We start from the raw sequence: 21,266 nt of genomic DNA on the forward strand, positions 1-21,266 counted from the left end.
GCGCGCCCGGCGGTCATTCCGCGCCCGCCCGCGCGGCGCTACCGCGGGCCCGGCGGCTGGTCGGTGCGGGCGAAGGGCCCGTTGTCCGCGAAGACGAGCCGGGCGAAGTTCTCGCCGATGCGGCGGTGTCCTTCGGGACCGGGGTGGATCCCGTCGGGCAGCGGGAAGACGTCGTGGTCCCTCTCGCCGTAGAGGTCGAGTCCGTCGAGGTGGTGGAGGTCGGGGTCCTCGGCGGACCGCTGATCGACGATGTCGGCCAGGACGTCGCGGATGATCGTGAGCGTCAGCCGTCCGGCGGCGGTTTCGGCCGGATCCCCGGTGGCCTTGAACATCAGGGTTCCACCGGAGAGGTCCGGCATGAGAGGGCCGGGGGTGTTCTCGTGGGTGGGGCACAGGATGGGGGAGACCAGGAGCAGGGGGGTCGTCGGGTGGCCCTCGCGGATGGTGTCGAGGAAGCCGTGGACGGCGGGGGCGAAGGCGCGCAGGCGCATGGCGTCGCTGTTGACGACGTTGATGCCGAGCTTGAGGCTGATCAGATCCGCGGGGGTGTCGCGCATCGCGCGCGCGGTGAACGGGTCGACCTGGGCGCTGCCGCCGAATCCGAGGTTGATCAGCTCCACATCGCCCGCGGAGGCGGCCAGGGCGGGCCAGATGGTGCTGGGGGAGACGGCGTTGGATCCGTGGCTGATGGAACTGCCGTGGTGCAGCCACTTCCGGCGCCCCCTGTCGCGGGCGGGCCCGACGGGGGCGTCGGTGCGCAGGGCGATGACCTCGGTGATCTCCGCGTGCGGGAGCCAGATCTCGATGTCCTTCTCGCCGGTGGGGAGGCCGGTGAAGCGGGCGGTGCCGGCGGGGCCCGGGGTGAATTCCGCGGTCTGGGTCCGCATGTCGGTGATGGTGCGCAGGTTCCCGCCGTCCACGGTGGCCCGGGCGGTGAGACGGCCGTCGACGAGGAGGTCGTAGACGCCGTCCGGCGGGGGCGGGAAGCCCTGGTAGACGCGTTTGGTGGGCAGGGTGTCCAGGCACACGGTGGTGGCGCTGGTACGGAAGGCCAGCCGGACACCGGAGGGCTGGGCCTCGGCCACGGACAGCAGGTCGTCGGGGATCTGGCGGCGCGCCCAGGCGGGCAGCCGGTGTGGCAGCAGGCCGTGGGCGGTCTCTTCCACGTCGAGATGGCCGTGCAGGAGGTCGGCGGTGACGGGGGTGGTGATCAGGTTCTGTTCGATGCTCATTGCCTCAAAGCCTTGCGATTCCAGGGTGGCCGGTCAGGGGCGGAACGGCGCCGCAACGCGGTCGACGGCACCGGCCGCCTCCAGGGGCACTGCCGTGGAAGCCGCTGCCCAGCACGCGGACCGTGTGCGCACGCGCAGTATGCCTATAGTCAGTAGACATCTCCCTATAGGTTATAGGCAAGCGGCGTACTCGCTAAGGTTCGGTGGCTGTGCCGAGGGGCGAGCGCGGCGGCCCGAGCCGACTTCGCGGGATGCGCTCTTCCTCACCAGGCGCGGCTGACCGCCGTCCGGGGTGAAGCCGCCACCCGGCTGCCCGAAGGGCTCAGCCGTCGATCCAGCGGCTGCGAAGTCCTCACCCGCGCCCCGTGACCACCGCGATCGCCTCCGGCAGCGTGAGCGCCGCACCGGCCGCGTACCGCTCCTCGTACACCGCCTCCGGCAGGCCCGCCCGCACCAGCGCCCGGACCCGGGGGGAGAGCGTGGGGTCCGTGGGCATCGGACGGAAGCCCATGCCGGGGACCGGCCGGTAGCGGTCGTACGCGCCCAGCAGCAGCGCCGCCTCCGGGTGCCCGCCCAGGCCCGCCCGGGCCCAGGCCGCCAGCAGCAGTTCGTGCGCCACCATCTGAGGCGCCATCATCCTGCCCGATCCCGACAGGACTTCCACGGCCTCCCGCAGCCACTCCAGCGCCGTCCCGTACGCCTCCCGCTGACAGTCCAGCCAGCCGTGCAGACCCGCCCACAGCGCGCGGATCAGCGGCGGCGTGTGCTCGGAGAAGTCCTCCGCCAGTGCGCGCAGCGGCTCACGCGCCTCCTCCAGACGCCCCGTACCGCCCAGGAACTCCGCCAGCAGCAGCGCCGGCAGCCCCGGCGCGCTCAGCGAGAATTCCCGCGAGTCGGCCACCGCGCGCCGCAGTTCCCGCTCCGCCGCCGCGTCTGCCGGGTCCACCGCCAGCCGGGCCGCCGCCCACTCCGCCCGCAACAGCGGCACCTGCGCGGGTGTGCCGCTGCGCTCCGCCCACTCCAGCGCCGCCCCGAAGTCCGCCACCGCCCGCTCCTGCCGGCCGCGCAGCAGCCAGGCGTCGCCGCGTACCCACAGCGCCTGGGCGATGGCCAGCGGATCCCCGGTGCGCTCCAACTGCTCCAGCGCCTCCTGCGCCACCTCCACCGAGGTCAGCAACGTGGCCCGCATCAGCAGCGCGCAGCCCAGGTCCCAGGTGCTGCCCAGCCGGCGGCAGTCGTCCAGCATCGCCGCCATGGTCGCCTCGACGTCCGGGTACTCGCCCGCCATCAGCTTCGCGAAGTACCACATCTGGCCGGGCTGGCCGCACAACTGGGGCAGCCCCGGCCGGTAGGCGGCGATCACCGCCGCCAGCCGCTCCGGCTCCGCGTACTCCCCCTCGCCGGCCGCCAGCAGCAGCAACCGCACCTGGCGGCGCGCCTCCCACCGCCGCTCCGTGTCCCACGGCGGCGGCAGGTCGGTGACCCGGCCGCTCAGCGGCGCGGCGTGGCGCACCGGCGCGGCGAACGGGTCGGGGCCCAGCTCCGCCGCGCCGCGCGCCGCCGAGCGGAAGTCACCCATGTAAAAGTGGAGCCGCCAGAACCAGCTCATGGCCAGCACCAGGCACAGCGCCTCCTGCTCCTGGCCCGTGTCGAGGGCGTGGCGCACGGCGGTGCGGATGTTGTCGTGCTCGCGGGTGAGCCGCGCCATCCAGTGCGCCTGGCGCGGGCCGTGCAGCCCGGGCTCGGCGGCGCGGGCCAGCTCGCGGTACGTGTGCAGGTGACGCTGCGCGACCGCGTCCCGCTCGCCCGCCGCCGTCAGCCGCTCGGCGGCGTACTGGGCGACGGTCTCCAGCAACCGGTACCGCGTCCCCCCGCCGGAGGGCTCGGGGACAGCCGTCAGCAGCGACTTGTCGACCAGGGCGGGGAGCGCGCCGAGCGTGTCCGCCCCGCAGACCGCCTCCGCCTCACCGAAAGCGCACCCGCCGGAGAACACCGACAGCCGGCGCAGCACGGTGCGTTCCGCCTCGGTCAGCAGGTCCCACGACCAGTCGACGACGGCGCGCAGCGTACGGCGGCGACGGTGGCTGCCGCTGCCGTCATCGCTTCCCCCGCGGTCATGGCCGCCGCCGTGGTCGCTTCCGCCGTCGCCGAGCAGGACGAACCGGCGGTCGAGCCGGTCGGCCAGCTCCCGCGGGGTGAACGCGCGCAGCCGCGCCGCCGCCAGTTCCAGGGCCAGCGGCAGGCCGTCCAGCCGGCGGCAGATCTCGGCGCACGCCGCGGGGTCCTCCTGGACCCCGAATCCGGGGCGGGCAGCCGCCCCGCGTTCGCCGAACAGCCGCAGGGCGTCGGCCGGCGGCAGCGGGCCGACCGGAAGCACGGTCTCGCCGGGCAGCCCGAGCGGCTCGCGGCTGGTGGCCAGCACGGTGACGCCGGGGCAGCGGATCAGCAGCGCCTCGGCGAGGGCGGTCGCGGCGGCGCGTACGTGTTCGCAGTTGTCGAGAACGAGCAGCAGCCGGCGGCGGGCGCAGGACTCCACCAGCAGCTCCAGCGGATCACGCGTCGCGCCGCCCCCGCCGCCGAGCGTGGCGGCCCCCCGCACGTCACCGGCCCCGGCCGCCACCTCCTGGAGCACGGCCTCGGCGACGTCCGCCCCGTCCCGCACCCCGGCCAGCTCGACCACGCGGACCCGCGTCGCGGGCGCGGCGACGGCCTCCAGCGCCAGCCGGGTCTTGCCCACTCCGCCGGGCCCCAGCAGGGTCACCAGCCGTGCGCCCGCCAGGGCCTCCCGCACCGTGCGCAGCTCCGTCTCCCGCCCGACGAAGGAACTGACCCACCCCCGGGCACCGACGGGCGCGCCCCGGTCCTGGCCACCGGCGGTCTCCCGCTTTCCGGTGGTCGAGCCCGCGCGCGGTACGGCCTCGCCCACCGCGCGCCCCGTGGTGCGGCGTTCCGCATCGGCGGCGCGAGAGAGCGGCGTGCGCCCGCCGGACGCGCCGCCCCCGGCCCGACGGTTCCCCGGGCCACGCGCCCCGTTCACCCCAACCGCCGCCGGGCGAGCCCCGTTCCGTGGCTCCGTCGCCGCCCCGCCCCCGGGAGAACCCAGCAGCCCCGCGTACAGGGCGCGCAGCTCCGGGCCCGGATCGGTGCCGAGCCGTTCCGCCAGCGCGGCGCGGGCCTCCTCGTACGCGCCCAGCGCCTCCGCCGGGCGGCCGTCCCCCAGCAGCGCCCGGATGCGCAGCGCGTGCAGCGGCTCGTCCAGCGGCGCCGCCGCCGTCAGTTCGGCGAGTTCGCCCACGGCCCGCCCCGGGCGGCCCAGCGCCACCTCGGCGGCGAGCCGGTCCCGCCGGGCCCGCCCGTACCGCCGCAGCGCGTCCGCCACCAGCGGCTCGTCCTGGCGGCCCGGCAGCTCCGCCAGCACCGGTTCGTCCCACAGCGCCAGCGCCTCCTCCAGCAGAACGGACGCGCGCCGCGCGTCCCCGGCGCCCAGCGCCGCCGCCCCGCCCTCGGCCAGCTCCGCGAACCGGAACAGATCGATGTCGCCCGCCCCCGCCGCCAGCCGGTACCCGCCTGGCACCGACTCCACCGCCGCCGCCCCCAGCACCCGCCGCAGCCGCCCCACCAACGCCTGCACCGCGGCCACCGGTTCGGCCGGCGGCGCGTCCTGGCACCACACCCGCGCCACGAGCGCCTCCGACGCCACCGGCCGCCCGCCCGCGGCGGCCAGCGCGGCGAGCAGCGCGCGCAGCCGCCGGCCCCCGCCCACGGCGATCTCCGTCCCGTCCGCCCGGAAGACCCGTACGGTGCCCAGGACCCGATAGTGGTGCTGCATCCCCCCATTGTGGTCGGGAAGAAAACGGATGGCCCCTCCTTATCGGCGCTGGCACACTGCCCCGGTGCCCGCCACCACCCCTCTTCCGCTGCTCACAGCGGATTGCGCCGACTGCTTCGCCCTGTGCTGCGTCGCCCTGCCCTTCGCCGCCTCCGCCGACTTCGCCACCGACAAGCCTGCCGGGCGCCCCTGCGCGCACCTGCGCCAGGACTTCCGCTGCGGCATCCACGACGGCCTGCGTCCGGCCGGGTTCACCGGCTGCACGGTCTACGACTGCTTCGGCGCCGGGCAGCGCGTCTCGCAGCGCACCTTCGCCGGCCGCGACTGGCGTGGTGACGCGGACACCGCCCGCGCCATGTTCGCCGCCTTCCCCGTCGTGCGGCACCTGCACGAACTGCTGTGGTACCTCGCCGAGGCCCTCACCCTGCCGCCCGCCGAACCGCTGCACGCCGACCTGCGCCGCGCCATGGCCGCCACCGACCGGCTCGCGGCCGGCACCCCGGAGGAACTGCGCGCCCTCGACCTCGCCGCCCACCGCGCCGAGGTCAACGCACTGCTGCTGCGCACCAGCGAACTGGTACGGGCCGAGGCCGGCGGCCGGCGCGGGGAGCGGGGTCGTGAGCGGAACCGGGGCCGGGGGCGGGGGCGCACGGGCACCCGCGCCCGCGACCACCGGGGCGCCGACCTCATCGGCGCGCAGCTCAAGGGCGCCGACCTGCGCGGCGCGAACCTGCGCGGGACGCTCCTCATCGCCGCCGATCTGCGCTCGGCAGACCTCACCCGGGCCGACCTGATCGGAGCCGACCTGCGCGATGCCCGCCTGCACGGCGCCGACCTGACCGGGGCGTTCTTCCTCACCCAGGCACAGCTCAACGCCGCGCAGGGGGACGCGGCCACCCGCGTCCCCGACACCCTCACCCGCCCCGCCCACTGGCCGGCCGGCTGACGCCCGCTACCGCATCCGATCCGCCAGCAGGGCCTCGGCGAGCACCACCTGCGCCGGTGCCAGCGCGGCCTCGCCGTCCTCGATGTCCCACAGGGCGTTCTGCAGCACCCGGCCCAGCGTCCAGCCGGCCGCCCGCCGCCGGTCCAGGTCCAGCGCCTCGGTCAGCTGGTCGAAGCGGCGCAGCACCGTCCGCCGTACGTCCCCGGCGGGCACCACCACGGTCTCCCAGGCCGAATCCAGGGCGGGCCACAGATCGAACCCCGGGTCACCGGCCAGGGGTTCGGGGTCGATGGCCAGCCAGGGTTCGCGTGCTCCCGCGAGCACGTTCGCGTAGTGCAGGTCCCAGTGCAGCAGCCGGTGCCCGGCCTCGCCCGTCAGCTCGGCGACGGCGTCCGCGCAGATCCGGACCAGGCGCCGCTCGTCCGGATCGGCAAGTGACCGTACGGCGTCGGGTGTCCGCGCCACCATCGCCGCCGCGATGTCGCCGAGCCGCCGCATCCCGTCCGGTGCCGGCACGGCGGTGAGCCGGGCCAGCAGGGCGCCCACCACCGCTGTGGCGGCGGTGTCGTCCTCGGCGGCGAGCGTGGACAACGGCCGGGCAGCGTCCAGCCGTTCCAGCAGCAGCGCGTCGGTGTCGGTGTCGTGTGCCAGCAGCCGGACGATGCCGTGCCCGTCCCAGGCGCGCAGCCCGGGGACGACACCGGCGCCGTCCTCGGTCTTCCGCTGGACCCTCAGCACGGCGGGCAGCCCGTCGGCGCGCCGCCGCACGGGCAGCACGATCCCGGCCATGCCGTGGCCCGGTTCACCGTCGGGGCGCAGCGACCAGCGCTCCAGAAGTCGCTCGATCACCCCCGGCAGTCCGTCCACCCAGGCGGCATGCCGATGGTGCGCCGCCCGGAAGGCTTCGGGGACGTGCAGGCGGAACGATGGGTTCATGTGGTGTTGCTCCTTCGCGAGTTCGGTTCGGTGACACGTGGCGAAGGAGTCGGCGGAGGCCCCCGGCAGCGGGAGCGGCGTCACAGCATGGCGCCCACTGTACCGGCGGGTGAGCACCCGTCAGCGGGCGTGCCCGGTGCACGAACTCCGCCGCCGGCCCGCGCGACACCGGCCTCTACTGTTCCCCCGGCCGAACCCTCTCGTCCCGGGGCGGCGTAACCCGGCCGCCCCGGAAGGTGCGCCGGTAGCTGTCCGGGGGGACGCCCAGGGCACGGCGGAAGTGCCGGCGCAGCGTCGTGGCGGTGCCCATCCCGGTGGCCGCCGCGATCGTGTCCACGCTGTCGCCGGTCGCCTCCAGCAGTTCCTGGGCGCGCCGGATCCGCTGGTTGAGCAGCCATTGCAGCGGGGTGGTGCCGGTCACCGTCCTGAAGTGGCGGCCCCGCTGGCGCGAGCTGAGGTTCGCGTGGCGGCCTTGCCCGCCGAGGTGAGCACGCTGCCGTTGTCCACGTAGAGCACGTCCGGGTCGACCTCGATCCCGGGATGACGCGCGGCCAGCTCCTCGGTGTGCGCCCAGTGCGTCGTGGCGCGCTTGCCCTCCAGCAGCCCGGCCGCGGCCACGACCCGGCCGCCCTCGACCGCGCCCTGTCCGGCGCGGACGCCGTCATCAACTGCGCCGGCCCCTTCGCCACCACCGCCGCCCCACTGATCGAGGCGGCCCTGCGCGCCGGAATCCCGTACGTGGACGTGGCGGCCGAGATCGAGGCCAACCACGACACGTTCACCCACTTCGCCGACCGCGCCCGCAGCGCCGGAACGGTGATCGTCCCGGCCATGGCCTTCTACGGCGGCCTCGGCGATCTCCTCGCCACCGCCGCGATGGGCGACTGGAAGAACGCCGACGAGGTGCACGTCGCGTACGGGCTCAGCAGTTGGCACCCCACGGCAGGGACCCGCGCGGCGGGCCAGGTCTCCCACGACCGCCGCGCCGGCCGCCGCGTCCGCTACCGCGACGGCGCACTCGCGTACCACGACGCGGCCTCACCCACCCTGACCTGGGCCTTTCCCGAGCCCATGGGGGAGCGGAGCGTGCTCGGGGACTTCACCATGGCCGACGCCGTCACCATCCCCAGCCACCTGCCCATCCCTGACGTGCACGTCTACATGGCGACCGAGGCCGCCAACGACCTGGCGTCCGCCGCGACACCCGCACCGGAACCCACGGACGGACGCGGCCGTTCCGCCCAGACCTTCCTGGTCGACGTCCGCGTGCGGCGCGGCTCCGGGGAACGCCGCGCCTCGGCGAGCGGCCGGGACATCTACGCCACCACCGCCCCGCTCGCGGTGGAGGCGGTCCACCGGATCCTCACCGGGCGGACCCGGGCGACCGGAGTCGCCTCGGCCGGGGCGGTCTTCGACGCCCGCGACTTCCTGGAGGCGCTGTCGGATCACCTCTCCGTGGAGGTGGCCCCGTAGGGCCCGGTCATGGATCCCGGCGGGCCGGACGCGGATGGCGCCCCGGACGTGCCCGGTGCCGTACGGATCTCGCGGCGACGGCGGTCGCGTCCGGCCCCGATCCACGATCGGGGAGGCCGGTGGTCAGCGCGGGATGTCGAAGCCGCCACGGTCAACGGCGGCCCGCAACTGACCGAGCCACTCCCTGCCCAGCCGGCGCCCGTCCGGGAGCTGGTCGTCCCGGTCCCAGCGCCAGGTGGTGATGATCGCCAGCACGAGGACGCGGCAGGCGCGCAGCAACTCCTGGTCGGCGCCCGGGTAGTGCTCGGCAACGTCTTCGGGGGCGTGGACGAGGTCGAACTCGACGGGTCCGCGGCAGCACGTCTCCCAGTCGATGAACAGCAAACCCCGCTCGGTGCTGAGCAGATTGCCCGGGTGCGGCTCACCGTGCAGCAGTTGCTCGGCACCACCCCGCTCGGCGATCACCCGTGGCAGGCTGCGCAGCGTGCCCACCAGCAGTTCCCGGTCCGGGTCGCTGAGCGCGGGCGTGCGCTCGCGGTCCGCCAGGAGTCCGAGGGCGTACGCGACCCGCTCCGTGAAGTGCGGCGCGGGGACGTCGAGCGGGCGCATGCCGGTGTGCAGCCGTTGGAGCGCGTCGGCGTAGTCGGCCGGTGAAGGATCCTGGGCGCCGACGGGTTCGTAGTAGGTCCAGAACGTGACCACGAAGCCGTCGCGCTCGTAGGCGCGGGGCTCCACGCGGGGGTCCAGGGCCGCCACGGGGCAGTCTGCGGCGGCGAGCCGCTGGGCGAGATCGATCTCGAACCGGGCGAGCTGCTGCGCGTCCGGCGCCACCCGGGCCAGCACGTCACACGGCAACAGGCGCAAAGTGAGCTTGTTCGAGTCGTGCAGCACGAGCGCGTCGTCCGCCGACAGGCCGAGCGAGGCGGCGATCGACGTGGCCGCGGCCACCGCGCGGGTGATCTCCGACGTCTGCACCGTCGCCCGGCCCCTTTCCCGTGAGACTGATGAGCTGCCGCGTTCCGCGTCCGACCACGATGTACGGGACTGGGGGCGCAGGGCACGCTCTCGTACGCCCGACCGCTCAGTCGAGGCAGAACTCGTTGCCCTCGACATCCTGCATCACCAGGCACGACTCGTTCTCGTCATCGGCGGGCAGCAGGTGGACGCGGGTGGCGCCGAGCGCGACCAGGCGCGCGCCTTCGGCCTCCAGCGTGGCCACGCGCTCCGCACCGACGAGCCCCGTTCCGGCCCGCACATCGACGTGCACCCGGTTCTTCACGACCTTGCTCTCCGGAACGCGCTGGAAGAACAGGCGCGGCCCCACCCCCGTGGGATCGGACGCGGCGAACCACGCGCCGCGCTCCTCGGGCGGCAGCGTGAGATCGAAATCCTCCCACGTGTCGTACCCCTCCGGAGGCGCGGGCGGAACGTATCCGAGCACCTCGCACCAGAAACGGGCGACCCGCACGGGCTCCGCGCAGTCGAAGGTGATCTGGATCTGCTTGATCGACGACATCGGGCCATCGTAGAGGGGGTTCGGAGACGCCTCCAGGGATTATTTCCGGGGGGATGGTCGCCGCCGCAAACGGTGGACGGAGCGTCCTCGGCGCCGTTCCCGGACGGTCCCGAATCCGCTACGGTCCGCGGCATGGAACGCCTGTCCGAGATCACCTTGCTGGCTCCCGCGACGCCGGACGCACATGACTTCCTTCACGCGTTGCGCTCGCTGCTGGCCGAGGTGACGTACGCCGATACGGCGGCCGGCGCGGCGGATCACCGCCTGACCCTGACACCGCCCCGACCCGCTGGGGCTCTGCCGGTAACCGCGTTCGCGCTGGCCGATGTCCCCACCCCCCGCATCGCCTTCGACACCGGACACGGCGTCGATGTGTGGGTGGGGGAGACCCCCGACCCGCGCGCGGCCGCGCCCCGGATCGGGATGGACGAGCTGACCCGCCGCCTCGCCGGACACGTCCGGCGGGTGGACCACCTGGGAGTGAGCGTTCCCGCGAGCGGCGCCGCCTCCGGCGGCTGGGACGAACTGGTGGCCGCGCTCGCCTCGGCGTCCACGATGTACCGCTACCCGGAGGGGGAGGAGTGGCCGTTCGTCCTTCCCTCGACGGAGGCCGAGTTCGCCGCCGGGATCAGCGACTTCGTCATCGGCCGCGAACCCCGCTTCGAGCTGGTCCACGACCGCTGGCTCAGCCAGTCACAGGTGCAGCTCGCGCTGTGGACCGACCTGACCCGTGCGGAGTTGGAGCGGATGTTCCCGGAGCCCGAAGGGCTCACCCTCCCGGGCCTGGGAGACATCTTCCGCACCGTCCCGGTCCGCCCTCCGTGGCCGGGCCTCGGCATCCGTTTCGACCTCAGCTACCGGGTCGGGGAAGGGCCGAACGTCTGGGAGACCGGCGAGTGGCTGGTCACGGAAGGCGGCCGGATCAGCTGAGCCCGGCGAGGAAGCGGGTCCAGGCGGCGGGGGCGAGGCTGAGAACGGGGCCGGTGGGTTGCTGGGAGTCCCGTACGGCGACCGCGGTGCGTATTTTCGTCGCGACCTCCACACAGTTGCCGTTGGTGGTGCTGTAGCTGGGCTTGGGGACGGCGTACTTCGTCATGGTGCGACTTCCTCTCTGTTACGGGCTGGGCTCCAGGCTGGAGGCGAGGAAGGCGGTCCAGGCCGCCGGTGTGAGGCGGAGGCTGGGGCCGGTGGGTTGCTTGGAGTCGCGTATCGCCACAACGTCCCGGACATTGGTGGCAACTTCGACACAGGCGCCGTGCTCGTTGCCGTTGCTGTAGCTGGACTTGCGGAACGTGTACGTTGTCATGCCCTAGATCCCCTGGCGGATGTCATTGATGAGTCGGAGCGAGTCGTGCTGGGACAGGCTCAGCCTGGAGGTGTGCTCGAAGTACCTCCGATACTTGGCGCTCTCTTCCTCATTTTCTACCCAGAGGGCGGCACTGATGGTGTCCGTGTAGATCACATCGATGGCCTCGGACTCCGCGAAGGAGAGGATCTGGTACGGGCCGGTGGCACACGGGTGGGAGCCCGCTCGGAAGGGGAGGACCTGCAAACGGACGTGGGGAAGTTCGGCAACCTCCAGCACATGGGTCAGCTGGCGGCGCATGACCTCCGAGCCTCCGACGAGTTGTCGCAAGGCGGCTTCCCACACCACCGCGTACAATTCCACGGGCCGTTCACCGTGGATTCTCTGCTGCCGCTTCTGCCGGACCTCCACGATCGGTTCGACTTCCTCCGGGTCCTCCCACTCTCCGTGACCCACGACGAGGGCGCGGGTGTACTCGGCTGTCTGGAACAGACCGGGAACGAAGGAGAGTTCCCAGGATCGGATGTTCGTGGCCGCGTCCTCCATGGCGATGTACTGGGAGAGCGGACTGCTCTCCGAGACGAATCCCCACCAGCCCTTCGCTTTGCGGCGTTCCCGGTCCAGACGGGCCAGTCGTAGCAGCGCTTCGAGCGCGCCGGGGTCGTTTCCGCCGTAGAACTCGTACAGGGCTTTGATGTCGGGATCGCGGACGGGCACCCAGCCGCGTTCCATCTTGACGACCTTGCTCGGCGTCGCACTCAGGACGTCGGACGCCTCCTGCTGTTTTCGGCCGGCGGCATCGCGCAGGCGCAGCAGCTCTGCACCAAGCTTCCGGCCCAGGACAGTTGACGTCTGTCCGCTCGACTTCACGCGTGGACTCACGGTGACAGTCATACCTCTTTCCGTGGCTACGGGTCGACCACATTCACTCGTTCAGGAAATTATTCCTGAGTCCGATTGCACTCCTGACGGTAGTGGTCCTACCGTCAGTCATTGACCGCTCACTCTCGTGGAAGGTGACCGTCCATGACTGCCGCTGCCGCTGCCCCTCCTCCTCCCGATCCCTCCCTGGTACTCCGTCAGGACCGGCTCGACTACACCCCCGTCCCCGGCAGTGTCCGGCTGGCCCGGCGGCGGGCCGCGCGGCTCGTGGGGGAGTGGGGGTGCCCCCGGCTGGCCGGGGATGCCGCGCTCGTGGTCTGCGAGATGGCCAGCAACGCGCTGCTGCACGCCCGCGTTCCCGGGCGGATGTTCCGGGTGCATCTGATGCTGCTGCCCGCTGTGTTGCGGGTGGAGGTCACCGACGCGCTGGGGGAGCGGCTGCCCGTGCAGCGGCCCGTGGTCGGGGAACCGACGTGCGGACGGGGCCTGTTGCTGATCGCCGCGTTGGCCGCCCGGTGGGGTGTGACCCCGCTGGTGATCGGCAAGACCGTGTGGGCCGAGTTCGACCTGAAGGAGGAAGAAGGCCGTGGGCATGTGGTTCAGCCGGCGTGACCGCCGGGCCGACGCGGCGCCGATGTCGCACCGGATGCGGTGCGATCTGTGCCGCAAGAAGTCCGAGGCGAGCGTGGAGTTCGGGCGCGTACAGGACTGGCAGCTCGACCACGCGGCCCGCAACCCGGGGCACCGGCAGTTCACGGAGATCCTGACCCGGCCCTGGCGCACCGAACGGCAGGCCGTCACCATCGGGGTGGAGATCACCACGGTGCAGGGCGACGGCTGGTACCGGACGGGGGAGTGCGCGCTGTGCGGGCACGCGGGGGTGGCCGTGCACTGGATCGGTTCGGCGCGGGCGGCGGGGCGGTCCGCGCACCTCTTCGGCTGCCAGGACTGCGTGACCTCGCTGCACGAACGGGTATCGGGCGTCGCGCGCGTCTAGGTGTGTTGTCCCGGGACGTTGGTGACACGCGTGTTGGGTGCTTGAACGGGTGAGGGCCTTCTGGGTGCAGGCCCTCGCTGGTGCCGATGACGATGAAGCTTGGCGGCTCAGCGAGCGAAATCTCGGTTGCCTGTGGGCGCGGGTGTTGGATCCAATGACCGGCATGATCACCCGGGCGCGCCTGCCTCGGCGGCGCGCGATCCGGGCGGACCGCGACCGCATCGTCCCAGGGGAGACGCCACCCGATGAACACGCCACCATCGCCGTCCGGGGCAGAGCACACAGACGGGTCGTCCATCCGCCTGGGTGCTCTCGTCCCGCTGACGCGGCCCGGCTGGGTCGAGGCGGGCCGACACCTGCTCGCAGGACTCGACCTGGCCGTTCGCGAGGTCAACGACACCGGCGGGATCGACGGCAGACCACTGGAGTTGGTGGTCCGGGACACCGCGGCCGATCCGGAGCGGGCTGCGGCGGCCGTGGACGAACTGGCCCACCTGGGCGTGGCCGCCGTGGCGGGTGAGTATCACAGCGTGGTCGCCCGCGCCGCCGCCGCCCGAGCCGACGCCCTCGGCGTGCCGTTTCTCTGCTCGTCCGCGGTGCTCGACGCGCTCACCGAGGAGCCGACGGAGTGGGTTGCGCGTCTGGCCCCGGCCCAGTCCTACGGCTGGCGGATCTACGCGGACTTCCTCCTCCGCGCGGGCCGGCGTCGGATCGCCGTGGCGACCCAGCCGAGCGTCTACTGGGCGTCCGGGACCCGCGTCCTGCGGGACCACCTCGCTCCCCGCGGTGGCACCGTCCTCGAACTCGACGCGACGCTCACGCCCGAGGCCCTGTGCGACGCGCTCGTCGACCATGGCGCGACGGCGCTCCTGCTGCTGGTCGGCCATCCGGAGCCGGCGGTGCCGATCGTCCGGGCCGTCCGGGGCGACCGGCGGCTCGCGGAGATCCTTGTCGGCGCTCCGGCCGGACAACCGGAGTTCGCCGAATGGGCCGCGGCGCTGGGCGAGGACGGCGCCGGGATCCCGTTCCTGCGCTACCTGCCCGAGCGCCTCGGTCCGCTCGGTGAACGTGTCGGGAAGGAGCTCCGCGAGCGGCTTGGCGAAGCGCCCTCCTTCGTCGCCTTCGAGGGCTGGGACACCGTCGCCGTCCTCGCCGCGGTGCTGCGTTCCCACGGCACGGACCGGGCGGCCATCGCCGAGTCATGGCCGCGCGTGGCGGTCGAGGGCACCCGTAGGCCGATCCAGTTCTCCCGCACGCCGGGCATCAGTGTTTGGCAATGGGCATGGACACCAATCCAGGTCGTTGATCGGGACCCGGCGGAACCCGACCGCTTTCGGATCCTCCACGCCGGCTGAGCGGGCATGGAAGTCCAATCGCCAGATCTGCCGAACTTCGAAAGTGCTGGTCACAGCCGTTCGTTGATGGCGGCGACGAGGACGGTCGCCTCGTGGCGGACAGCGATCTTGTCGTACCTCGTGGCGACGGCGCGGTGTCTTGAGGCGGTTGATGCCGCACTCCACCGCGTGCCTCTCCTTATGGTCGGCCTTATCGAACCTGGGCGGCCGACCACCGCGGACCCCGGTGCAACGCGTTCTGCTTCGAACGCGGGGACGCCCACCGGACCGAGATGACGGGCGGCCGGACCTGGTGGCCGGGGGAGCGCCCGGCCTCCGGCGCACCGGGTCCCCGATCGCGAGGAACCCGGACGCCGCAGACCGGATCAGGATCAGCGGGCGCGCACCGCCCTCGTCACGGCCGGGGCTTGTGCGCGAACACCCAGCGGTTCCCCTCCAGCGCGTCGTTCGCCTCCGGGAGGGGGCCGCGTCCGTGCTGCTGGGTGAACTCGAAGGGCGTGTGCATCCGGGCCGACCAGCCCTTGGCCCGCAAGTCGCCGGTGGAGTCGGGACGCGGGTCCTTGTTGAAGAGCTGGAGCAGGTCGATGCCGATCTGTTCCCGCGTCGCCGTGTAGGTCGCGCTGTCGCGGTACTGCAGCAGGTGCTTCTCCACCTTGGCCTCGAAGGCCAGCGCGCTGCCCCCGGTGGTGAGCTGGTCCACCGTGTCGATCAGGTACGTCTCGGCGGCGCTCGGCAGATAGAAGAGGAGCCCTTCGGCGAGCCACACGCTCGGTGCGGTCGGGTCGAAGCCGGCGCCGGTCAGCGCGGTGACCCAGTCCTCGCGCAGGTCGACCGGTACGGGGACGCGCTTCACCTTGGGGGTGGCCACCAGGTCCGCGAGCACCTGGTGTTTGAACGCCAGGACGCCAGCCCGGTCGATCTCGAAGACGACACAGTCGGAGGGCCACTCCAGCCGGTAGGCGCGGGTGTCCAACCCGGCTCCCAGCAGCACCACTTGAGTGGCGCCCGTGCCGACGGACGTGAGGAGGAAGTCGTCCAGGACTCTGGTCCGCAGGCCGAAGTAGCGGGCGAACCGTCCCCACAGCGGGTTGGCGTCCCCGTCCGTGGCCTGCTCGATGCGTACCGGCCACTGGGCGCACGCCGGGGCGGCGCGCACGAAGTGTTCCGCGTAACGGTCCTGGGCCAGGCTGTCGTGGCGGTGGGTCTCGATCGCCCGTGCGGCGGCGACCAGGAGCGCGGTGAGCCCGACGCCTCCGTCCACGCCTTCCGCATCGGTGTGCTGTGTCGCCGTGTCGGACATCGTTCCTCCAAGAACGGGAGCGGGAAAAGGGGACGTGCGGTATCCGGGAGTCAGTGAAGTAGGTGGCGAGGTGCCGCCGGCCCACCGCTCAGTGGTGTGTTCTCTCCGGGAGCAGGACGGGTTTGACGACACGGCCCGACTCGCAGTCCCGTTCGGCCTCGTTGACGGCGGCCAGCGGGTACGTGCGGATCAGCGCGTCGAAGGGGAAGCGCCCGGCCCGCCACAGCCCGGTCAGCAGGGGGATCAGCAGTCCGGGGACGGCGTCCCCCTCGCAGATGTGGCGGATGGAACGGCCCCGGTCCAGCGTGCCCGGTTCGAGAGCGAGCGGCGTGTGCAGCCGTGCCACCAGACCGAGGACGCCGGTGGGGCGCAGTGCCCGCAGCGCGTCGTTGATGAGCGGGGGCGAGGCCGTGGTGTCCAGCGCGTACCGGGTGCCGCCGTCGGTCAGCCGCCGGATCCGTTCGGGCAGTCCGGACGGGGTGGCGGGCAGCGGGATCGCGCCGAACCGTTCGGCCAGGGCCAGCCGCCCGGGGTGCCGGTCGACGGCCACGCTCCGTACGCCAGCGGCGGTGGCCGCCATCACCGCGGCCAGGCCCACCGCTCCGGCGCCGATGACCGTGAGGGTGTCGCCGGGGCCGGCGCGGAAGGTGTTCAGTACGGCTCCGGCGCCGGTGAGGAAGCCGCAGCCGAGCGGTCCGAGCAGTTCGAGCGGGAGCGCGGGATCGACCCGGACGGCGTTGCGGGCCGGGACGAGCGCGTACTCGGCGAACGAGGACTGGCCGAACCACCGGGGGGCCAGGGCTCCCCCGGCCGCGTCGGTGAGCCGGGGCACCTCCTCCTTCCGCCCGCCGAAGAGGTTGAGGGAGGCGAAGGACTCGCAGTAGGCGGGGGCCGCGCCCCGGCAGTTGGGACAGTGGCCGCAGGAGTCGAAGCTGAGCACGACGTGGTCGCCGACGCCGATCTCGGTGCCCGGACCCCCGCCCGTCCGCACCACGACGCCGGCGCCTTCGTGGCCCAGTACGGCGGGCAGGGGGCTGCGCCCGGCCGATCGCCGGACCGCGAGGTCGGTCCGGCACATCCCGGCGCCCGCGATCTCCACCAGGATCTCCCCGGCTGCGGGCTCCGCGCCCAGCGCCACCTCCTCGACCGTGAACGGGCCCTCGTACGCGCGCAGTACGGCTGCCCGGAACCTCACCGCCGGTCCTCCGGTGCGCGGTGGACGACGAACGGCCGCAGGTTTCCGTACAGGCCCCACGCGCCGCCCGCGACGCCGACGCCGCTGTTCTTGATGCCGGCGAAGGGCTGGGCGAGGGAGAGTTCGGCGTGGTGGTTGATCCAGGCCGTGCCGCATTCGAGCCGTTCGGCGACCGCCTCGGCCCGCTCGGGGTCGGTGCCCCACACGGAGCCGCCCAGGCCGAAGCGGGTGCTGTTGGCCGCGTCGATCGCCTCGTCCAGGGTCCGGTACGGCAGCACCGGCAGGACCGGACCGAACTGCTCCTGCGTCACCACGGGGCTGTCGGGTGGGACATCGGTGAGGATCGTGGGGGCGAAGAAGTAGCCCGGCCGCTCCAGCCGGTGGCCGCCGGCCGCCGCGCGGGCGCCGTCCGCCAGGGCGCGCCGCACCACCTGCTCCACCCGGGCCAGTTGGGGGGCGTTGTTGACCGGCCCCAGCCGGGTGCCGGGGTCGAGTCCCGGGCCGACGGCGACGGTTCTCGCGCGCTGGGCGAGGGCTTCGACGACCTCGGCGTGCAGCCGGGCCGGGACGTACACGCGTTTGACCGCCATGCAGACCTGCCCGCAGTTGCGGAACGCGGCCCAGAACAGCCGGTCGGCGATCCGCTCCACCTCCACGTCGTCCAGCAGAACGGCCGCGTCGTTCCCGCCCAGTTCGAGGGTGACCCGGGCTAGGGAGGCCGCCGCCGCTTCGGCGACGGCCCGCCCGGTGGGTACCGAGCCGGTGAAGGTGACGTGCCGGATGCCCGGGTGGGCGACGAGGCGGGCGCCGAGCGGTTCGCGGCCGGTGACGACGGTCAGCACGTCCTCGGGGAGCAGGGCGGAGAGCAGGGCGCCGAGCAGCCGGGTGGAGAGCGGGGTGAACGGGGACGGTTTGAGGACCACGGTGTTGCCCGCCGCGAGCGCGGGCGCGAACTTCGCCGCCGCGAGCTGGAGCGGGAAGTTCCACGGCACGATCGCGGCGACGGGCCCCAGGGAGCGCCAGCGGATCTCGCTGGGCACGGGCCGGGTGTCGTTGATGAGCCGGGTTCGGGGGGCGAGGTCCGCGAAGTGCCGCAGACGGGCCACCGTACGGTCGACCTCCGCGTACGACTCGGCCAGGGGTTTGCCCTGTTCCCGGGTGAGCAGCGGGGCGAGGTCCTCGCGGGCGGAGTGGACGGCGTCGGCCGCCGCCCGCAGCGCGGTGGTGCGGGCGGAGGGGTCTTCGCGCCAGCCGTACCAGGCCTGGTGGGCCCGGCCGACCACGGCGTCCAGCTCGTCCGGCGGCTGGTCGGGGGCCTCGTCGAAGGTCTCCCCGGTGGCCGGATCGAGCACGGCGAACGGTGCCGCCCGGCTCCCGGTGGAGCGGGCGGCCTCGGAGATCGTCATGCCGGTGGTCAGCCCACGACGGCGGTCGGGGCGGTGGCCGGGGCGGTGGCGGCGTGCTCCCGGGCGTGCCGGTCCATCTCCGCCCGGAAGGCGGCCACCAGGTGCGGCTGGATCCGTCCGGCGTTGCGGTCGCCGCCCTCGCAGACCGCGCCGCGTACGCCCACGATGTCCGTGCCGATCCGGGTCAGCGGACCGAGGTCGGCCGCCTTGACGCTGCCCGCGAGGGCGGCGAGCCGCCCGGAGGCGTGCGCGAGGCGCACGAACTCGGCGCACGCGTCCTGCGGCACGTGGTCGAACAGCCGCGACCCGTCCTTGATGGCGGTGTCCAGCATGGCCGCGTCGGCGCCGGAGCGGGCGGCGATGTCGGGTACGGCGAGCGGGTTGACGCAGCCGATCCGGTGGGCGTCGGCGTAGCCCGAGGCGACCACGAGCGCGTCCGGGTTGTGGTCCTTCACCGCCCGGACGACGGCGCGCATCACGTCGATGCCCTGCTCGGGCGTCGTACAGCCGTAGAGGCCGACCTTGATGTACGTGGCGCCGGAGACGGCCGCGCCGAGGGCGGCCTGGGCCACCGTGCCGGGCTTGTAGGGAACGTCGCCCACCGTGGCGGACACCGGCTTGTGCGCGGGGACCGCGTCGCGGATCTCCCTGATGACCCACGGGAAGTTGGCCCCGAGCGAGCCCTCGTCGGGCTTCTTGACGTCGACGATGTCGAGGTGCTCCGCCGCCTTCGCGCAGTCGAGGGCTTCCTCGACGCCGTCCGGGGAGATGAGAAGCAACACCGCGGGCTCCTTCCGCCGCACGTCCGTCCGGCCCGTGGCCGGGGGTGCGGATCACCTGATTGATCTACGGGTGTGCTCATCATTGAGGCCGCTCCCGGGAGCCGGTAGAGCGTGCGGAGTTCCTCCGGGGCGCTCGTGACGACGCGTCGTGCGCGGCGTGCGCCGGGCGCGAAAGGCCCGGCCCATGACACCGTCGAGGTGCGGACCGGGCCTGCCGCCACCCGCCGGATCAGGTGTACTGCGCCGCGAACTCCGCCGTGGGGGCGATGGGTGTGATCACGTCGATCAGGACTCCGTTGGGGTCCGGCACGATGAAGTGCCGCTGTCCGAAGTCCTCGTCGCGCAGCGGCAGCGCGGGCGTGAGCCCCTCGCGGGTGACGAGCCGTTCCCATTCCGCGTCGACGTCGGTGACCTCGAAGTTGAGCAGCAGCCCCCGGACCGGTGCGCGGTAGCCCTCGGGCAGCGTCGGGTGGCTGTGGTCCAGGAGCGCCAGTTCGTACCCGGGGGACCCGGGAGCCCCCGGGCGGCGCAGGCTGAGATACCAGTCGGCCTCGAAGGTGATCTCGAAGCCGAGCAGCCGGGTGTAGAAGTCGCGGGAGTCGGCGAGCCGTGCGGTGCCGATCACGGGATAGAAGCTGGTCAGGTTCATGGTGCGGCCCTTTCGCGTACCATCGGTATGCGAACAAATTATTTCACATACCGTCGGTACGTCAAATGGGGAGTGCGATGGCGCAGCAAGGGATCCGGGCCCAGCAGCGGGAACAGACCAGGGCGACGCTGGTCCGGGAGAGCCGGGCCCTGTTCGCCACCCTCGGCTACGCCGGTGTCGGGCTCGCCGAGATCGTGCGGACCGCCGGGGTGACCAAGGGCGCGCTCTACCACCACTTCTCCGGCAAGGAAGACCTCTTCCGGGTCGTCCTGGAAGAGGTGCAGCGGGAGATAGGGGAGCGGGTGGCGACGGCCGCCGACGCGTACGGGGATCCCTGGGACCAGCTGACCGCCGGCTGCCGGGAGTTCCTCACCGCGTCCACCGCCCCGGACGTGCGGCGGATCATGCTCGTGGACGGGCCCGCCGTCCTCGGCTGGAGCGCGTGGCGGGCGATGGACGCGGCGGCCTCCGCCCGGCACCTGGGTGAGGCGCTCACCACCCTGATCGAGGCCGGGGTCATCCCGGCCCAGCCCGTCACCCCGCTCGTCCACCTGCTGTCCGGTGCGATGAACGAGGCGGCCCTGTGGCTCTCCTCGCCCACCGCCGGCCCCGCCGACCTTCCCGCCGCCCAGGCCGCGCTCGACCGGCTGCTCCAGGGGCTGCGGGCCCCACGGGGCCCGGTGGGGGAGTAACGGCGGTCAGGCCGTGGTGGCCAGGGGGGCCGCCGGGCTGATCCAGTGCGTCGCGGTGGCGTCGGCGTGCGGGGCGAGCAGCACGCGCAGTTCCGCCGCCGCCTGCTCGACGAGGGCGCCGTCACGGTCGGCGTGCAGCGTTTCCAGGAGGAACGCGACGTGCGTGGAGTCCTCGGTGACGCGGGTGCGGTGGGCGTCGCGGTGGTTCCAGTGGCGGGTCAGGACCCCGGCCGCGTCGGCGTAGATGACCTCGCCCGCCTTGGGGGTCTCGGTGGTGTCCGGTTCGCCGAGCGGGGTGAAGGCCTCGGTGCCCTCCGCGTACCGGATGGCGATGTCGCCGCTGACGTGGCGCAGGTCGAAGGCCCCGGCGGGCAGGCCGTGCCGCACGGAGACGGCGTTGTAGGAGTCGACGGCCGGATTGATGCGCGGCAGCGCGCCCTTCTTGGCCAGACGGCGGCCGAGCGCGTCCACGCTGGGGCGCACCCGGCGCGGGTTGGTGCCGAAGGCGCGGTAGGCGGTGTGCCACGCCTCGACGCGGGGGTCGGTGTCATCCGCCGGGTGCCAGGTGCCGTCGGCGAGTTGCCGCTCCAGTTCGGTCACGGCGGTCGTGGTGCCGGGCCAGGGCTCCCGGCCGCGCAGCCCGGTGGCGGTGACCACGGCGATGAGCGTGCCGGGGAAGGCCGCCGCGACGGCGGGGGAGAGGTGGAAGGCGGTCATGGGAGAAGCTCCGTTCGGATGGGGCGACGGGCGCGTGCGCGTGGCTGTCCAGG

The 21,266-nt window shown here is 73.4% G+C and carries 21 protein-coding genes and 1 pseudogene; 7 read left to right on the plus strand and 15 right to left on the minus strand.

The genetic code is table 11. The features are described from left to right. Window positions 1-38: 38 nt before the first annotated feature. Complete coding sequence (locus tag SXIM_RS20730) at window positions 39-1,232, minus strand: GDSL-type esterase/lipase family protein (protein ID WP_046724851.1); 1,194 nt, start codon at window positions 1,230-1,232, stop codon at window positions 39-41. Window positions 1,233-1,584: 352 nt separating this feature from the next. After that, a complete protein-coding gene (locus SXIM_RS28610) occupies window positions 1,585-5,061 on the minus strand; it encodes an AfsR/SARP family transcriptional regulator (RefSeq protein WP_046724852.1) in 3,477 nt (1,158 codons plus the stop codon). Window positions 5,062-5,089: 28 nt separating this feature from the next. On the opposite strand from SXIM_RS28610, the gene SXIM_RS20740 reads away from it, so the two are divergent. Next, window positions 5,090-6,007 (plus strand): pentapeptide repeat-containing protein, encoded by a 918-nt coding sequence (locus SXIM_RS20740; RefSeq protein WP_078846994.1) that lies wholly within the window; start codon window positions 5,090-5,092, stop codon window positions 6,005-6,007. 6 nt (window positions 6,008-6,013) lie between these two features. Here SXIM_RS20740 and SXIM_RS20745 read toward each other — a convergent pair whose 3' ends face one another. Then, a complete protein-coding gene (locus SXIM_RS20745; protein WP_046724854.1) occupies window positions 6,014-6,943 on the minus strand; it encodes an aminoglycoside phosphotransferase family protein in 930 nt (309 codons plus the stop codon). 175 nt (window positions 6,944-7,118) lie between these two features. Further along, a pseudogene (locus tag SXIM_RS20750) lies at window positions 7,119-7,606 on the minus strand (helix-turn-helix domain-containing protein); the annotation flags it as partial. Between SXIM_RS20750 and SXIM_RS20755 the strand changes: the two are divergent. Then, complete coding sequence (locus SXIM_RS20755) at window positions 7,517-8,416, plus strand: saccharopine dehydrogenase NADP-binding domain-containing protein (RefSeq protein WP_376048971.1); 900 nt, start codon at window positions 7,517-7,519, stop codon at window positions 8,414-8,416. The pseudogene SXIM_RS20750 and the gene SXIM_RS20755 overlap by 90 nt on opposite strands. 123 nt (window positions 8,417-8,539) lie before the next feature. Here the strand turns inward: SXIM_RS20755 and SXIM_RS20760 are convergent, their stop codons facing one another. Next, entirely contained in the window at window positions 8,540-9,391 is an 852-nt protein-coding gene (locus tag SXIM_RS20760) for an aminoglycoside phosphotransferase family protein (protein ID WP_046724855.1), read from the minus strand. A 106-nt stretch (window positions 9,392-9,497) separates the two neighbouring features. Beyond that, entirely contained in the window at window positions 9,498-9,932 is a 435-nt protein-coding gene (locus SXIM_RS20765) for a VOC family protein (RefSeq protein WP_046724856.1), read from the minus strand. A 132-nt stretch (window positions 9,933-10,064) separates the two neighbouring features. Here SXIM_RS20765 and SXIM_RS20770 point away from each other — a divergent pair, with 132 nt between their 5' ends. Continuing rightward, window positions 10,065-10,862: a hypothetical protein gene (locus tag SXIM_RS20770; RefSeq protein WP_046724857.1), complete on the plus strand. Its 798-nt coding sequence runs from the start codon at window positions 10,065-10,067 to the stop codon at window positions 10,860-10,862. Here the strand turns inward: SXIM_RS20770 and SXIM_RS20775 are convergent. Genes SXIM_RS20775 through SXIM_RS20785 form a run of 3 tightly spaced genes read right to left on the minus strand, consistent with a single transcriptional unit; the run spans window position 10,855 to window position 12,132 of the window. Next, window positions 10,855-11,028 carry a DUF397 domain-containing protein gene (locus SXIM_RS20775; RefSeq protein WP_078846997.1) on the minus strand — a complete coding sequence of 58 codons (174 nt, stop codon included), beginning with the start codon at window positions 11,026-11,028 and terminating at the stop codon, window positions 10,855-10,857. The two genes, SXIM_RS20770 and SXIM_RS20775, sit on opposite strands and share 8 nt — an antisense overlap. Window positions 11,029-11,046: 18 nt before the next feature. After that, complete coding sequence (locus tag SXIM_RS20780; protein ID WP_046724858.1) at window positions 11,047-11,238, minus strand: DUF397 domain-containing protein; 192 nt, start codon at window positions 11,236-11,238, stop codon at window positions 11,047-11,049. A 3-nt stretch (window positions 11,239-11,241) separates the two neighbouring features. Next, on the minus strand, window positions 11,242-12,132 hold the full coding sequence (locus SXIM_RS20785) for a helix-turn-helix domain-containing protein (RefSeq protein ID WP_046724859.1): 891 nt from the start codon (window positions 12,130-12,132) through the stop codon (window positions 11,242-11,244). Window positions 12,133-12,264: 132 nt separating this feature from the next. On the opposite strand from SXIM_RS20785, the gene SXIM_RS20790 reads away from it, so the two are divergent. The 3 genes from SXIM_RS20790 to SXIM_RS20800 all read left to right on the plus strand — a co-directional run bounded on the left by SXIM_RS20790 (window position 12,265) and on the right by SXIM_RS20800 (window position 14,472). After that, a complete protein-coding gene (locus SXIM_RS20790; protein WP_046724860.1) occupies window positions 12,265-12,732 on the plus strand; it encodes an ATP-binding protein in 468 nt (155 codons plus the stop codon). Then, window positions 12,713-13,117 carry a DUF7848 domain-containing protein gene (locus tag SXIM_RS27670; protein ID WP_174864332.1) on the plus strand — a complete coding sequence of 135 codons (405 nt, stop codon included), beginning with the start codon at window positions 12,713-12,715 and terminating at the stop codon, window positions 13,115-13,117. Before SXIM_RS20790 ends, SXIM_RS27670 begins: the two co-directional genes overlap by 20 nt. Window positions 13,118-13,362: 245 nt before the next feature. Then, window positions 13,363-14,472 carry an ABC transporter substrate-binding protein gene (locus tag SXIM_RS20800; RefSeq protein ID WP_046724861.1) on the plus strand — a complete coding sequence of 370 codons (1,110 nt, stop codon included), beginning with the start codon at window positions 13,363-13,365 and terminating at the stop codon, window positions 14,470-14,472. Between the two features lie 394 nt (window positions 14,473-14,866). Here SXIM_RS20800 and SXIM_RS20810 read toward each other — a convergent pair whose 3' ends face one another. The 5 genes from SXIM_RS20810 to SXIM_RS20830 form a co-directional block, all read right to left on the minus strand. Further along, window positions 14,867-15,772, minus strand: a complete 906-nt coding sequence (locus tag SXIM_RS20810; RefSeq protein ID WP_030733658.1) for a class I SAM-dependent methyltransferase — start codon at window positions 15,770-15,772, stop codon at window positions 14,867-14,869. A gap of 88 nt (window positions 15,773-15,860) precedes the next feature. Further along, window positions 15,861-16,967 (minus strand): NAD(P)-dependent alcohol dehydrogenase, encoded by a 1,107-nt coding sequence (locus SXIM_RS20815; RefSeq protein ID WP_030733659.1) that lies wholly within the window; start codon window positions 16,965-16,967, stop codon window positions 15,861-15,863. Then, entirely contained in the window at window positions 16,964-18,373 is a 1,410-nt protein-coding gene (locus SXIM_RS20820) for an aldehyde dehydrogenase family protein (protein ID WP_046724862.1), read from the minus strand. Before SXIM_RS20820 ends, SXIM_RS20815 begins: the two co-directional genes overlap by 4 nt. An 8-nt stretch (window positions 18,374-18,381) precedes the next feature. Beyond that, entirely contained in the window at window positions 18,382-19,155 is a 774-nt protein-coding gene (locus SXIM_RS20825; protein WP_030733661.1) for a (5-formylfuran-3-yl)methyl phosphate synthase, read from the minus strand. Window positions 19,156-19,384: 229 nt separating this feature from the next. Further along, window positions 19,385-19,804, minus strand: a complete 420-nt coding sequence (locus SXIM_RS20830) for a VOC family protein (protein ID WP_030733662.1) — start codon at window positions 19,802-19,804, stop codon at window positions 19,385-19,387. Window positions 19,805-19,881: 77 nt separating this feature from the next. On the opposite strand from SXIM_RS20830, the gene SXIM_RS20835 reads away from it, so the two are divergent. Then, window positions 19,882-20,496 carry a TetR/AcrR family transcriptional regulator gene (locus SXIM_RS20835; RefSeq protein ID WP_030733663.1) on the plus strand — a complete coding sequence of 205 codons (615 nt, stop codon included), beginning with the start codon at window positions 19,882-19,884 and terminating at the stop codon, window positions 20,494-20,496. A 6-nt stretch (window positions 20,497-20,502) separates the two neighbouring features. Here the strand turns inward: SXIM_RS20835 and SXIM_RS20840 are convergent, their stop codons facing one another. Next, window positions 20,503-21,213: a B3/B4 domain-containing protein gene (locus SXIM_RS20840; protein WP_046724863.1), complete on the minus strand. Its 711-nt coding sequence runs from the start codon at window positions 21,211-21,213 to the stop codon at window positions 20,503-20,505. Between the last annotated feature and the right edge of the window lie 53 nt (window positions 21,214-21,266).

It is taken from the genome of Streptomyces xiamenensis, assembly GCF_000993785.3.
Classification (GTDB): domain Bacteria; phylum Actinomycetota; class Actinomycetes; order Streptomycetales; family Streptomycetaceae; genus Streptomyces; species Streptomyces xiamenensis.

Excerpts from the sequence above, each read along its gene's own strand:
- SXIM_RS20730 (WP_046724851.1), bottom strand. The coding sequence starts at position 1,232 with ATGAGCATCGAACAGAACCTGATCACCACCCCCGTCACCGCCGACCTC.
- SXIM_RS28610 (WP_046724852.1), bottom strand. The coding sequence starts at position 5,061 with ATGCAGCACCACTATCGGGTCCTGGGCACCGTACGGGTCTTCCGGGCG.
- SXIM_RS20740 (WP_078846994.1), top strand. The coding sequence starts at position 5,090 with ATGGCCCCTCCTTATCGGCGCTGGCACACTGCCCCGGTGCCCGCCACC.
- SXIM_RS20745 (WP_046724854.1), bottom strand. The coding sequence starts at position 6,943 with ATGAACCCATCGTTCCGCCTGCACGTCCCCGAAGCCTTCCGGGCGGCG.
- SXIM_RS20765 (WP_046724856.1), bottom strand. The coding sequence starts at position 9,932 with ATGTCGTCGATCAAGCAGATCCAGATCACCTTCGACTGCGCGGAGCCC.
- SXIM_RS20770 (WP_046724857.1), top strand. The coding sequence starts at position 10,065 with ATGGAACGCCTGTCCGAGATCACCTTGCTGGCTCCCGCGACGCCGGAC.
- SXIM_RS20775 (WP_078846997.1), bottom strand. The coding sequence starts at position 11,028 with ATGACGAAGTACGCCGTCCCCAAGCCCAGCTACAGCACCACCAACGGC.
- SXIM_RS20780 (WP_046724858.1), bottom strand. The coding sequence starts at position 11,238 with ATGACAACGTACACGTTCCGCAAGTCCAGCTACAGCAACGGCAACGAG.
- SXIM_RS20785 (WP_046724859.1), bottom strand. The coding sequence starts at position 12,132 with ATGACTGTCACCGTGAGTCCACGCGTGAAGTCGAGCGGACAGACGTCA.
- SXIM_RS20790 (WP_046724860.1), top strand. The coding sequence starts at position 12,265 with ATGACTGCCGCTGCCGCTGCCCCTCCTCCTCCCGATCCCTCCCTGGTA.
- SXIM_RS27670 (WP_174864332.1), top strand. The coding sequence starts at position 12,713 with ATGTGGTTCAGCCGGCGTGACCGCCGGGCCGACGCGGCGCCGATGTCG.
- SXIM_RS20800 (WP_046724861.1), top strand. The coding sequence starts at position 13,363 with ATGAACACGCCACCATCGCCGTCCGGGGCAGAGCACACAGACGGGTCG.
- SXIM_RS20810 (WP_030733658.1), bottom strand. The coding sequence starts at position 15,772 with ATGTCCGACACGGCGACACAGCACACCGATGCGGAAGGCGTGGACGGA.
- SXIM_RS20820 (WP_046724862.1), bottom strand. The coding sequence starts at position 18,373 with ATGACGATCTCCGAGGCCGCCCGCTCCACCGGGAGCCGGGCGGCACCG.
- SXIM_RS20830 (WP_030733662.1), bottom strand. The coding sequence starts at position 19,804 with ATGAACCTGACCAGCTTCTATCCCGTGATCGGCACCGCACGGCTCGCC.
- SXIM_RS20835 (WP_030733663.1), top strand. The coding sequence starts at position 19,882 with ATGGCGCAGCAAGGGATCCGGGCCCAGCAGCGGGAACAGACCAGGGCG.
- SXIM_RS20840 (WP_046724863.1), bottom strand. The coding sequence starts at position 21,213 with ATGACCGCCTTCCACCTCTCCCCCGCCGTCGCGGCGGCCTTCCCCGGC.